Below are 12894 nucleotides of genomic sequence, written 5' to 3' on the forward strand. Positions count from 1 at the left end.
GCGCTGGGGGTGCTGGGATGGGTGGTTCGGCGGCCGACCCTGTGGAGCGGGGCTTTCCGCACCTGGAGACGGTGCGCGAGGCGATCACGGCACTCCACCGGCGGCTGTCCACGGACGGTGTGCGCGGCTTCGACCCGAGCGTCGCCCCCGGTGACGTCGCCTTCGCCGACGCGGACGACCTCTATCCCGGGGTGCAGCGCATCGCCGGTGTCATGGTGCGGCACCTGCGGCTGCCCGAGGCGCGCGTCATCGTCGCCTTCCGCGACATGGCGCACGCCGCGAACGTCGAGCTGACAGCCGGGCCGGAGTACTTCGTGGAGCTCAACAGCCGCTTCAAGCAGCACCGCCGCGACATCGGCGCCGCCCTGGCCCACGAGGTCACCCACGTGTGGCTGCACCGGCTGGGCCTCGCCTTCCCCGGCACCGGTGCCAACGAGATCCTCACCGACACCGCCACCACCTACCTCGGCGCCGGGTGGCTGCTGCTGGACGCCTTCCGCCAGGACTCCCTCACCTCGCAGAAGCTCGGCTACCTCACCCCGGAGGAGTTCGGCTACGTACTGGCCAAGCGCGCCCGGCTGTTCGACGAGGATCCCGCCGTCTGGTTCACCAGCCCACAGGCGTACGAGGCGTATGTGCGCGGGCGCGAGACCGCCGCACGCGAGGAGGCGGTACCTCCGTTGGCGGCAGCGCCTTGGTGGGAGCGGCGGCGCTACGTACGCGAGAAGCGGCACGCGCTGGCGCGGACGGCCGGGGCGGGCGCATCCGGCGGCTCCGCCTCCGGCGCCGGGTACGTCTTCGAGACCGGCGGGGAGGCGGGGCCGCGGGTCTCCTTCCCCTGCCCCACCTGCCGGGTGCGGCTGCGGGTGCCGGTACGCGGCCGGGTACGGGCACGGTGTGCCCTGTGCGGCGCCGTGTGGGCGTGTGACACCTGAGCGCCGGCGCGGCCGTCCGAGGCCGTACGGTACGCCGCACCCGGAGTCCGCATGGCGTAGGTTCGGAGTATGAGTCCTTCCGTTGCCACCACCACGCGGGTCGACCTCGACGCACTGCTGGAGTTCGTACGCCCCCGACACCGGGCGATCCTGCTGACGCGGCGCGCGGACGGTGCGCCGCAGGCGTCGCCGCTCACCTGCGGCGTGGACCCCGCGGGACGGATCGTCGTCTCGACGTACCCGGACCGCGCCAAGACGCACAACGCCCGGCGCTCCGCCGAGGTGAGCGTCCTGGTGCTGTCGGACGAGTGGAACGGTCCGTGGGTGCAGGTCGACGGCGAGGCCGAGGTGCTGGACATGCCCGAGGCCCTGGAGCCGCTGGTCGAGTACTTCCGGGCGGTCTCGGGGGAGCACCCGGACTGGGACGAGTACCGCGCGGCCATGCACAAGCAGGGCAAGTCGCTGATCCGGGTGACCCCGCGCCGCTGGGGCCCGATCGCCACCGGCGGCTTCCCCGCCCGCCTCGCCGGCTGAGGGACCGACCGCGCGGGCGGTGCCCCGTCAGCGGATGAGGTGGGGCACGAAACGCGCGTACTCGTCGGTGACCGGCCCAGCCGACTCCCGGATGCCCAGCCCTGCGGCCTCGCCGTCGACGACCCAGGTGCCGAGCACCGTGCGGTTGCCGTCGAACTCGGGCAGCGGGCACAGCGCCTGGTAGCAGCACGGCTCGTCCCGCACCGACGGCGCGGTGCCGGGCTCGTGCAGGGTGACACCGGCGCCCTCGCGGCCGAGCAGCGGCTTGGCGGCCCAGCCGGTCGTGTCCGCCAGCTCCCGTGGCCCGTCCAGGTAGGCGGGCACCAGGTTGGGGTGCCCGGGGAACAGCTCCCACAGGATCGCCAGCAGCGCCTTGTTGGACAGCAGCATCTTCCATGCGGGCTCGATCCACAGGGTGGTGCCCGTGCCGCCCCCGTTGTCGAGGGTCTCCAGCACGTGCCGGCCGAACCGGTCGGAGGCCAGCCACTCCCACGGGTAGAGCTTGAAGCAGGCGCGGACGAACTTCAGCCGCTGGTCGACGAACCGGCCCGAGAGCCGGTCCCAGCCGATCTCCTCCACCGGGATCGCGACGGTCTCCAGGCCGGCCTGCTCGGCGGTCTCCTGGAGGTAGGCGACGGTCATCAGGTCCTCGCCCAGCTCGTCGCGGGCCGAGTGGGCGAAGTGCACGGGCGCGCCCGGCGGCAGCAGCGCCGCCTGCTTCTTCCACACCTCGACGAGCCGCTCGTGCAGCGAGTTCCACTGGTCGGCGCCGGGGAAGCGCTCCTCCATCCAGAACCACTGTGCAGAGGCCGCCTCCACCAGCGACGTGGGGGTGTCCGCGTTGTACTCCAGGAGCTTCGCGGGGCCGCCCCGTCCGTCGTGGCGCAGGTCGAACCTGCCGTAGAGGCTGGGCACCTCGTCGCGCCGCCGCCAGGCCTCGGCGACCCGGTCGACCAGGGCGGGGTCGGTGAGGCCCAGGTCCGCGAAGCGGTTCTCCCGCACGATGAACGCGGCGGCCCGCAGGCACATCTCGTGCAGCTCCTCCACGACCTCTTCGAGGGCCTCGACCTCGGGGAGGGTGAAGGAGTAGTAGGCGCTCTCGTCCCAGTAGGGGCGCAGCGAACCGTCGGGGTAGCGCGTCAACGGGTAGATGCAGCCCTGTTCCTCGACGGTCTGCTGCCAGCCCGGACGAGGTGTGAGGGTGTGGCGTTCCATGGCTGTCTCTCGTCGTGAGCCCTCGCGCGGCTCAGCCGCCGTACCCGCCTCCGCTGCCGTAGCCGTCGTCATCGTCGTCGCAGCCGAAGCCGGCCCGCTCGACGGCGGCGGTGTGGACGAAGGTGCCGCCCCCGGCGTGGCCCTCACGCGCGTGGCCGCCGAAGTACCAGGCGCTGTCCGCCCCTTCGGCCTGCCGCCCCTCGCGAGCACCGGCCGCCGCGGCAGGGAAGCTCGCGGGGCGGGCCGCCGTCCCGGTGCCGCCGGTCTCGCACCGGGACGGCGGCAGCACACGGTAGCCGCGCACGGCGTCGTAGCTGTCGGGATCCACGCAGCGCTTGTCGGGTTCCGAGGTGTAGCCGGACAGCGCCACCGCCAGGGCCCCCATGCTGCCGAGCACCACGGTCGAGGAGCGCAGCCTCCGCCGCTTGCCGCTCCCGCCGCTCGCCGTTGCCGCTGCGGTGACGGGTATCTCGGGTGTGGTGCTCACGGGTCCCCCTGCGTACGACGGAGCGGATCGACGCGCACACCTTAGACGAGTCATTCCGATGTGATCAGTGGTCGTAAGCGATCAGGGATCGTGTGACGGGCTGGCCGGTCTTGTGGTTGTGCCAGATCGCGGCAGTCATCGCGAGGATGCGCTGGGCGATGCGGACGGCGACACCTTCGAAGGTCCGGCCGCCGTGCTGTTCCAGGACGAGCTGGCCTTTGAGGGTGTCGTTGACCGACTCGATCAGTTGCCGCACCGGCTTCAGGAGACCCTCGCCCTTGCGCTTCTTCTCGCGCTTGAACGAAGGACGCAGCAACTGCGCGCCCCGCAGGGCCAGGTCGGCCTCCAACTCCATGGAGGCGAAGCCCTCGTCCGCGATCACCAGCAGGCTTGGACGGTCCGTGGCCAGGTGCGGCTCGCGCTCCAGCATCGCGGACAGCACTTCCCGCTCGTCCGTCTTCGGGTTCGCCAGTGCCCACAGCATGGGCATTCCAGTCGGCGCGCACACCAGGTACAGGCCAGACCCCAGAAGAACCGGGAGTGCGAGGCGCAGTACCCGAATCCGGCCAGTCGGCCATGTCCGACCGCTTCACCGTCGGACGTGAGCGGCCGCACTCCACCGGCGTGGAGTCGATGATCCAGTGGTTGCCGAACCAGAAGTCCCTATCGGCGGCCAGTATCCTTATCGCCTTCTTGACCAGCGGCAAGGCGGCCCTCAGCCGCTTGTTCCACCCCGGCTGCCTGGGTACGTACGGAAACATCGCTCCCAGCCGGGAGTCCACGAACCGCAGCCAGCGCGACTCCGAGGAGAAGCCCGGCAGAGCCAGCGCAACGGCAAGGGTGACCAGCGCGGAATCCGTCAGCCGCGGCAGTCGGCCAAGCCATCGGGTACCCCCGATCCCGTCGTCGATCTTCACCTACAGTGCCATCAACAGGGCGTCCAGGTCGTTCGTCACACAACGATCTTGCACGCCCCGGCCACGTTCCCGGACACACCGTCAGCATTCGGAACGACTCGTCTAGTGTGTGCGCTCACGGCGCAGGCGCACGCCCCTGGCCGCCGTTCCCTGCGGCCGCTACGGCCGCTGTCCCCGCACTTGGGCGAGGATGCGCTCGCAGCTGGTGACGAAGTGCCGTGCGGCGCTCGTACTGACGGGAGCCCCGTCGTCGACCGCCACGCCCCGCAGCCTGCGCAGCTGCTCGTAGACGGTGACGAGTGCCGCCGACGCACCGGCCGACCGCAGCCGCGGCAGCAGTCCGGACGCCCGGCACCCGGCCCACGCAGCGGGTGCCGCCTGCGGCAGCGGAGGCAGCTCCGCGTCCAGCGCCGCGGTCAGCGTGGCCCAGGCCGACACCAGCGCCCCGAGCGGCGAGGCCTCGACGACCTCCCAGGAATCACGGAACTCCGCCTCGGCGGCGCGGGGGGCGGGCGCGGCGGGGCCCGCATCCCCCGGCGGCGCCCCCCACGGGCCGGAGTCCGCATCCTGGGCGACCGGGCCGCCGGGGGCCGGGCCTTGCGGGCCGGGGCCGTCCGGAGCCGGCATGCCGGGACCGGTACCGGCGGGAGCCGGACCATCGGGGAACGGGCGCGGGTAAGGGGGCGAGGCCGGGTACGGCGGCGAAGTCTGCCGGGGCGGTGCGGGGCAGGTGTCGGCGGGATAGGGGGTCGGGGCCTGCCGACTCGGCTCCGCCGCCGGACGCGACTCCGGCACCCTCCCGTAGGGGCCGGCGGGCGGCACCCTCCCGTAGGGGCCGGGGCGCGGCAGGACCTGGCCGTACGGGATCGGGGGTGGCTGCCCCATCTCCTCGGCGCGCTCGCGCACATGCCGCGCCTCCGCCTCGAACTCGATCGCGCCCGCCGGGGTTTCGATCCGCGTCATCCGCCCGAACGCCTCCCGCAGGTATCCGCGCAGGCACCAGGCCACCACGAGCGTCACCACCGGCCAGACGACGGCTTCGACGTACCGGAGAACGAGCACGGCCACATCCATGGGGCCATCATTTCCCGCCCGGCGCACCCGGGGGCGGAATCGGGCGGCTCCGCCCTGATTCCGCCCCCCGTGGGCCGCGCCGCGCAACGCGCTCCGTTCACCGCCTGGCGGCCGGCTCCGTCCCGTCGTCCTGGACCGGTGCGCCGCTCGGGCCGGGCAGTGCGGCAGCGCCGGCGCCGTCACCGGCCTCCTCGCGGGTGGCACCGCCGGCCTCGTGAGCGCGCAGCCTGTCACCCTCGACGTCGACGGTGGGCAGGATCCTCGCCAGCCAACGGGGCAGCCACCAGGCGCGCCGGTCCAGCAGGTAGAGGACCGCGGGCACCAGAGCCATGCGGACGACGAAGGCGTCGAAGAAGACGGCGACGGCGAGGCCGAATCCGATCATCTTCACCATGGAGTCGCTGGAGCCGATGAACCCGGAGAAGACGGCGATCATGATGACGGCTGCCGCGGTGACGACCCGTGCGCCGTGCCGGAACCCGGTCACCACGGCCTCCCGTGGCGACTCCCCGTGGGCGTAGGCCTCCCGCATCCGGGTCACCAGGAAGACCTCGTAGTCCATCGCGAGACCGAAGACCACGCCCACCATGAAGATGGGCATCATCGACATGACCGGGCCGGTCTGCTCCACGCCGAACAGCCCGCCGAGCCAGCCCCACTGGAAGACCGCGACCACGGCGCCGAGCGCGGCGACGACGGACAGCAGGAAGCCCAGCGCGGCCTTCAGCGGCACGAGCACGGAGCGGAAGACCACCATCAGCAGCAGGAACGCCAGTCCCACGACGAGCGCCAGGTACGGCAGCAGGGCGTCGTTGAGCTTCTGCGACACGTCGATGTTCATCGCGGTCGACCCGGTGACCAGGACGTCGGCGCCCGTCTTGGGGCCGAGTTCGGCGCCGGTGTCGCGGATGTCGTGCACCAGGTCCTGGGTCTGCGTGGAGGACGGGTGCGAGTCGGGCACGACGGTGACCATCGCCGTGTCGCCTGCCTTGTTGAACTGCGGCTTCGCCAGGGTGGTGATGCCGTCCAGCCGGGAGAGCTCCCGCACGGTGTGGTCGACGGCGGCCTTCGGGTCGTCGCTGCCCCGGGCGTCCACGACGGTCATCAGCGGGCCGTTGAAGCCGGGGCCGAAGCCGTCCGACAGCAGGTCGTAGGCCTTGCGCTGGGTGGTGTCCGTCGGCTTCGACCCGTCGTCGGGCAGGCCGAGTTCGAGGGAGGTGGCCGGCAGGGCGACCACGCCCAGACCCACCACGCCGGCCAGCAGCACGGCGACCGGCCGCCGCTGGACGAACCGCGCCCAGCGGGTGCCCGCCGGCTCCTTCGCCGGGGTCGCGGACTGCTGCGGCTCCGCGTCCGTGCCGGGTGCGCCGCCCTGGACCGGCTCCCCCGCCCGGCCCGCCTTGCGTGCCTTGCGGCCGACGATCCGCCTGCCGGCGAAGCCCAGCAGCGCGGGGATCAGGGTGAGGGCGACCAGCACGGCGATGGCGACGGTACCGGCCGCGGCGACGCCCATCTTGGTGAGCATCGGAATGTTGACGACGGCCAGCCCGACCAGTGCGATGACGACGGTCAGCCCGGCGAAGACCACCGCGGAGCCCGCCGTTCCCACGGCCCGCCCGGCGGCCTCCTCCCGCTCGCGGCCCTCGGCGAGTTCGGCCCGGTAGCGGGAGACGACGAACAGCGCGTAGTCGATACCGACCGCCAGGCCGATCATCATGGCCAGGATCGAGGTGGTGGAGCCCAGGTCCATCGCGCTGGCGAGCGCGGTGATGGTGGAGACGCCGATGCCGACGCCGATGAGCGCGGTCAGCAGCGGCAGCCCCGCGGCGACCAGCGAACCGAAGGTGACGACCAGGACGACGGCGGCGACCACCACGCCGATGACCTCGCCGGCGCCCGTCGTCGGGATGGTGCTCAGCGCGTCACCGCCGATCTCCACCGTCATGCCGCTGTCCCGCGCCTTCTCGCCCGTCTTCTCCAGCGCGTCGCGGGTGTCGTCGGTCAGCTCCATCGAACTGACCTTGTAGTTGACGGAGATGTAGGCCGTCCCGCCGTCCTTGCTGACGGCCTTTCCGGCGAACGGGTCGACGACCCCGGCCACCTGGTCGGAGCCGGACTTCAGGTCGGCGACGGCGTGCTGCACGTCGGCCTTGTGCTCCGGGTCGGTGATCTTCTCACCGTGCGGTGCCTCGAAGACGACGCGTGCGGTGGCGCCGTCGGCGTTGGCGCCGGGGAAGCGCTGGTCGAGCAGGTCGAAGGCGTGCTGCGCCTCGGTGCCCGGGATCGAGAACGAGGTCGAGGCAGCGGGCGGCGCACTGGCGGCGCCCGCTCCGGCTATCGCGAGCAACGCCACCCACAGCAGCGCGACGATGCCGCGCCGCCGGAAGGCGAGCCGCCCCAGACGGGAGAGGAAGGTTGCCACGGGTGGAACTCCTGTTGTGGTGAGGGGCACCTGGGGCACCGCGGTACGCGCATCGCTGGGCGCACGGGGCCCGAGGGAGGACCGAGGAGGAAGAGTCGGTGGGGCCGGTGGGGGCGAAGGCGTTCGACTCAGGCGCGGAGTGCGGGCAGCATCACGGCGTCGAGGTAGTCGATGAGGAACTTCTGGGTCACCGGCCGGCCGTCGATCAGCTCGCCGCTCACCAGCGCACCGAGGAACATGTGCGGCAGGAGGTCGAGAGCGGGGTTGTCCGCCCGGATCTCGCCCCGTTCCACGGCCCGGTCCAGCAGCATGCGCAGGTCGGCGACGCTGGGTTCGATGAGCAGTTGGCGCAGCGCCTTCAGCAGGTCGGGGTTGTCGTGGGCGGCGCGGCCCACACCGCGCATCAGCGCGGCGTCCTGGGCGATCCGGCTGTCGTCGAAGGCCCGCACGGTGGTCTCCAGCAGATCCCCGCGCAGGGTGCCGGTGTCGACGACCAGGCACGACGCCCCGGGCTTCCCGTGCCGGAGGGCCCGCGCGACGAGCTCGGCCTTGCTGCCCCACTGCCGGTAGAGAGTGGCCTTGCTGGAGTGCGTACGGGTGGCGACGGCATCCATGGTGAGCGCGTCGTAGCCCACCTCACGCAGCTGGTCCAGCACGGCTGCGTAGAGCTCCGCCTCGCGCTCGGGGGTGATTCTGCTGCGCCGGGTCGATGCCACGGACGTCATCCTCGCACCTCCTGCGACTCGCCAGCGGTACGAAACGGTTTCGTACCGCTGGCAAGCTTACGGTACCGCTCAGCGAAACCGAAACGTTTCGCTGAGCGGTACCGTACGAGACGCTCTCTCAGCCCACCGTCAGCACCAGCTTGCCGTCCAGACCGCCCGCCTCCCCCGCACGGTGGGCCCGCGCCGCCTCCGCGAGCGGGACCGGCTCGTGCAGCGGCAGGTCGAGCGCCCCACGCCGGTGCAGGGCGAGGGCCTCGTCGAGCGCCGCACCCGTACGGTCGGCGCCGGAGCCGCCCGAGGAGAAGCGCACCCCGTGCTCCTCGGCCCGCGGGTCGGCCAGCGTCAGCACCCGCGCGGGGCCGCCCGCCAGCTGTACCGACTCCGCCAGCACATCCGCCCCGGCCGCGTCCAGCACGGCGGCGACCCCGTCCGGTGCCACGGCGCGTACGCGGTCCGCCCAACCGGCCCCGTACTCCACGGGCACGGCACCCAGCCGCGACAGCCGCTCGTGCGCCCGTCCGGCCGCCGTACCGACGACCCGGGCGCCGCGTGCGACGGCGAACTGCGAGGCCAGCGCGCCCACGGCACCGCCCGCCCCATGGACGAGCACGGTCTCCCCCGCCGTGACGCCCAGCTCCTCCAGGGCGCGGTGGGCGGCCTCCGCGGCGACGGGCAGTCCGGCGGCCCGGTGGACATCCAGGTCGTCGGGCCGCAGGCGCAGTTCGCTCGCGTCGGCGAGCAGCAGCGACGCGTAGGCCTGCGGCGCCCGGCCGAAGACCTCGTCCCCCACCGCCAGCCCGCTGACACCGTCACCCGTCTCCTCGACGGTCCCCGCGAACTCCAGGCCCGGGATGTGCGGCAGCGCGACGGGCACGGCGGCTGCCATGGCACCGCTGCGGATCTTCCAGTCCAGCGGATTGACCCCCGCGGCGCGCACCGCGACACGTACCTGGGCGGGATCCGGCTCGGGGATGTCGATGTCGGTGGGCTGAAGGACGTCGGGACCTCCGTAGGCGGCGAAGGCGATGGCCTCGGGCATGGCGAACACCTGCTTTCTTCCTGGTGGCTCGGGCGCCGTCTTCCCCGCCTGCCCCGCGGACATGCCCCCAGGGGGCCGGACGACGGCAGGTGACCCACCAGCCGAGTGCACCACCGGCCCGGCTCCCGCCTTACGGGGCCCTCCGGAACCGGGCGGGGCACGCCCCGGTGCGGTCCCGTCCGGAGCCGCACGTGCGGCACGCGCGCCGGTGGGGGCTCGCCCCGAGCCGGGACCCGGCACGCCCGCAGCCGGGTGCGGTACTCCCCGCCCGGACACCGGGCGGGCGCCCCCCCGACCCGACGCGGAGCTCGTCCGCGACCGGACGTGCGGTACCTCCGCAGCCCGGCGCGGAGCTCGTCGGCCCCTGTGCGTGCGGCACGACTGCGGCCCAGCGGGGGCTCGACCCACCGGACATGCGGCACGCCCGCAATTCCTGCGCGCAGCTCCTCCCCCAGGCGCGCGGCACCGCCGCAACCCGGCACGGGGCCCGGCCCTGCCGGTCGCCGCCCGGGCTCCCACAGCCCCGACGCCCGTGAACCGGGCACCCGCACCGTCCGGAACGCCACGGTGGAAGCTGAGGACGTGGCGACCGCGCTCCGGGAGGCGGGCGACCTCGTGCTGCCCGCGCGGGAGGGCGCGTCACTGGTGCCGCCGGCCGAGGCGGTCCGGGGACAGCACGTGGTGGACCGGGAGTGGCAGCGCGTCTTCAGGAGCACCGGCATGGTGCGGCAGGACCAGGTGGTCGCGGCGGCGGCCGTCGGGGCCGCACCCGGCGGCGCGGGAACGCCTGACCGGCCGCTGGAACCGGGGCACGGGCCGGGGGCGGGAGGGCCGGTGTCGCGGGCAGGGACGGCACCTCATGTGCGGCGCAGGCGGGGGAAGGAGGGGACGGCCAGCAGGAAGAAGAGGGTCGTCAGGATGTACGGCCAGGTGAGGGTGTGCCCGCCGAAGGGGGCGAAGAACGAGGTGACGGCGACGGTCAGCACGGTGGAGACCACCGCCCCCACCGCCGCGTAGCCCACGGCGGCCGCCCCGCGCCGGAGGAAGACGGCCCCCAGCGCCATCGCGACCAGCACCGCGTTGTAGCCCAGCAGCCCGGCGCCGACGTCCGCGGCGGGTGCGCCCAACGCCCAGGCGGTCGCGGTGCCGACGGCGCTGCCCAGGCAGGCGGTCAGCCCGGCGAACCAGTCGGCGACGAAGATCCCGGCGAGGAAGAGCAGCCCCACGTACCACTGCGGCATCAGGAAGATCTGGCCGACGTTGGCGAAGAAGGCGTGTGCCGCGTCCCCGAGCCCCAACGAGGCGTCACCGGACGCCGGGCGGGGCAGCGCCGAGAGGGAGGACCCCGCGTGCCACACCCGCCGGAAGCCGGGCGCCGCCACCGTCACCACGCTGGCCACCAGACAGAACGGCAGCGTGAACGTCGGCAGCGACCACGGGCGCAGCAGGTTGGCCAACGCGGTGGTGAGCACCGCGGACACCAGCGCGCCCCCGGCCGCCATCAGCCAGGTCGAGGCGTACCCGGGGCCGAGGAAGACCGCGAACGCCACTGCCACCAGGCAGCCGTTGAAGCCCTCCAGGCCCTGAGCTGTGCGGTCCCGGTCGACGCCGAGCGCGTAGGCAGTGGCCGTTCCCAGGACGGTGCCGAGCAGTGCGGCAAGGCCGTAGGCCCACCCGGCGGCGAACAGCGCGGCCACGAAGAGGAGGCCGCATGCGGCGTTCGGCATGAAGTCCACCTGTGCGATGCCGCGCAGCACTTCGTATCCGAAGCGCACCGGCTGCCGCCGCGCCACCTCGGGCACAGGCAGATCCCATGAGAGAGGGCGTCGCCCGGAACGGCTCATAGATGCAACGTACACGCACCTGTTGTCCGCGCCGGTGACAGCCCCTGCCGCCGGGGGGACCGCTCAGCGGAGTCCGAGGCAGGGCAGCCAGGTACGGTCGCCGCCCGTCGCGGTGAGGACGGCGGCCAAGGCACCGCTCGCGCCGCCCAGCAGCCCGCACCGCTCCTCGGCGAGCGCCGTCAACTCCTGCTCGTGCGCCAGGAAGTGGGCCAGCATCCGCTCCCGGAGCTCCGCGGCGGCGGGCACCCGGCCGTGCCGGCTCACCGCGTCGGCGACCGCCAGCACCCCGGCCGCCCCGTGGCAGAGCCCGAGCCGGTCGCCCGGGTGGTCCCCGAAGAGGTGGAAGCCCTCGTGGTACCCGTCCACCAGCGTCCGGAAGGCCGCCGCCGCCCAGGCGGCACCCACCGGATCGCCGAGCGTGTCGGCCGCGTCCCACAGTGCCCAGGCGACGCCGGGCGTGCCGTAGCACCACGCCTGGCGGGCGTGCGCCCCCGGTGGGCGGGCCGCGCCCTCCAGTCCGCACCCCGCCCAGGTGCGGATGTCCCGTGCGTCGTCGAAGGACTCCCGCATCAGCCAGCGGGTGGTGTGCCCGAGCGCGGCCGTCAGCTCCGGCCGCGGGCCCAACTCCCGCACGGCGGCGCTCAGTGCGGCCGTGACGCCCGCGACACCGTGTCCCATACCGGTGTTGATCCGCCCGTGCAGCCAGCCCAGCAGCGGGTGCCCGCAGTAGGAGGTGCGCAGCCCGGGCAGCCCGGGGCTGTCGCACAGGGCGGCGAGCCGCAGGGCACGGGCCGCGTACGCCGCCCGCGCGCCCGCGCCGTGCTCGGCCTCCTCGGGCGTGCCCGACGGCCCGTGACCGTCGGCGGTCAGCGCGAGGAGGACACCGGAGGGACCGAGGATCAGGTCGTAGTCGGGAAAGGTGACGGCCCCGTACCGCTCGTGCACGTCCATGCGCCGCCCTCTCGCCCCGGGCCGCACCGCGCCGTCGGCGGGAGGGCGGGCGGGGTGGTCGAGCAGCCGGTCCCGCAGCCGGTCGGCGACCGGGTGCAGCGCCGGGTGCAGCGCGGCGCAGTGCCGCAGCCCGACGAGGGTCCCGGCGAGCCCGCCGTCGTACAGCCCCCGATGTCCCGGGCCCCGCCCGGCACCGCGGGCCCACACAGCGGCGGCCCGGGCCGCGACCGCCGCGGCCCGCCTGTCGCCCCCGGACGCCACGCTGTGGGCGAGGACCGGGATGCCGGGGTCGCCGGGATGGTCGGCCGCGGGCGGGCCGGCGCCGGTGGACCGCGCCGCAAGGCCGCCGGGGCGCCGGGCTGCCGCCCGTCCGGCCCGGTCGGCCCAGTCGTCGAGGACGGCGACCGCCAGCCGCTGGGCCAGCGCCCGGGCCGCGGCCTCGTGGGTGAGAGCTTGCTGGGACATGTCCTACCCCCTTCGGGGAAGCAGTCACCGGGCATTGCCGGGAGGGGCGAGCGAGCCGCCCGGCGGTCAGGGCGCCGGACGACTCGCTCGCCGTGGAGGATCCCTCTCGGGGAGGGGTCAGCAGACGATGACGGTGCAGACGAGGACCGTGCACAGGCCGCTGCAGCCGCCGGTGTCCATCCGGGCGTCCGGCAGCTCCGTCGTCGAGCTGATCCGGGTGTCGAGCTCGTCGATGAGGCTGTCGAGGTCGACCTCGGGTGCTTCGATCGTCGCGGGCATGAGCGTC

11 protein-coding genes and 1 pseudogene are annotated in these 12894 nt (G+C 73.9%); 2 read left to right on the forward strand and 10 right to left on the reverse strand.

Translation table 11 applies throughout. The features are described from left to right. The first annotated feature begins 17 nt into the window (after positions 1-17). Both H297_RS0108315 and H297_RS0108320 read left to right on the forward strand, forming a co-directional pair. Positions 18-935 (forward strand): hypothetical protein, encoded by a 918-nt coding sequence (locus tag H297_RS0108315; protein ID WP_027736659.1) that lies wholly within the window; start codon positions 18-20, stop codon positions 933-935. A gap of 69 nt (positions 936-1004) precedes the next feature. Continuing rightward, positions 1005-1469, forward strand: a complete 465-nt coding sequence (locus H297_RS0108320; RefSeq protein WP_027736660.1) for a PPOX class F420-dependent oxidoreductase — start codon at positions 1005-1007, stop codon at positions 1467-1469. A gap of 27 nt (positions 1470-1496) precedes the next feature. On the opposite strand, the gene H297_RS0108325 is transcribed toward H297_RS0108320, so the two are convergent. The 10 genes and pseudogenes from H297_RS0108325 to H297_RS43645 form a co-directional block, all read right to left on the reverse strand. Continuing rightward, positions 1497-2684 (reverse strand): glutathionylspermidine synthase family protein, encoded by a 1188-nt coding sequence (locus tag H297_RS0108325; protein WP_027736661.1) that lies wholly within the window; start codon positions 2682-2684, stop codon positions 1497-1499. 31 nt (positions 2685-2715) lie between these two features. Continuing rightward, positions 2716-3171, reverse strand: coding sequence for a hypothetical protein (locus H297_RS0108330; protein ID WP_027736662.1), 456 nt, complete (start codon positions 3169-3171; stop codon positions 2716-2718). A 64-nt stretch (positions 3172-3235) separates the two neighbouring features. Then, a pseudogene (locus H297_RS35265) lies at positions 3236-4088 on the reverse strand (IS982 family transposase). A gap of 159 nt (positions 4089-4247) precedes the next feature. Beyond that, complete coding sequence (locus H297_RS40195; protein ID WP_051351664.1) at positions 4248-5162, reverse strand: hypothetical protein; 915 nt, start codon at positions 5160-5162, stop codon at positions 4248-4250. 97 nt (positions 5163-5259) lie between these two features. Further along, positions 5260-7584 carry an MMPL family transporter gene (locus H297_RS35275; protein WP_078513847.1) on the reverse strand — a complete coding sequence of 775 codons (2325 nt, stop codon included), beginning with the start codon at positions 7582-7584 and terminating at the stop codon, positions 5260-5262. 128 nt (positions 7585-7712) lie between these two features. Next, entirely contained in the window at positions 7713-8309 is a 597-nt protein-coding gene (locus tag H297_RS0108355; protein WP_027736664.1) for a TetR/AcrR family transcriptional regulator, read from the reverse strand. Positions 8310-8427: 118 nt separating this feature from the next. Next, positions 8428-9348 (reverse strand): NADP-dependent oxidoreductase, encoded by a 921-nt coding sequence (locus tag H297_RS0108360; protein WP_027736665.1) that lies wholly within the window; start codon positions 9346-9348, stop codon positions 8428-8430. Positions 9349-10205: 857 nt separating this feature from the next. After that, positions 10206-11192, reverse strand: coding sequence for an urea transporter (locus tag H297_RS0108365; RefSeq protein WP_064744796.1), 987 nt, complete (start codon positions 11190-11192; stop codon positions 10206-10208). 63 nt (positions 11193-11255) lie between these two features. After that, positions 11256-12608 carry a lanthionine synthetase LanC family protein gene (locus tag H297_RS35280; protein WP_051351666.1) on the reverse strand — a complete coding sequence of 451 codons (1353 nt, stop codon included), beginning with the start codon at positions 12606-12608 and terminating at the stop codon, positions 11256-11258. A 117-nt stretch (positions 12609-12725) separates the two neighbouring features. Further along, complete coding sequence (locus H297_RS43645; RefSeq protein WP_199787167.1) at positions 12726-12887, reverse strand: hypothetical protein; 162 nt, start codon at positions 12885-12887, stop codon at positions 12726-12728. Between the last annotated feature and the right edge of the window lie 7 nt (positions 12888-12894).

It is taken from the genome of Streptomyces sp. CNT360 (assembly GCF_000424785.1).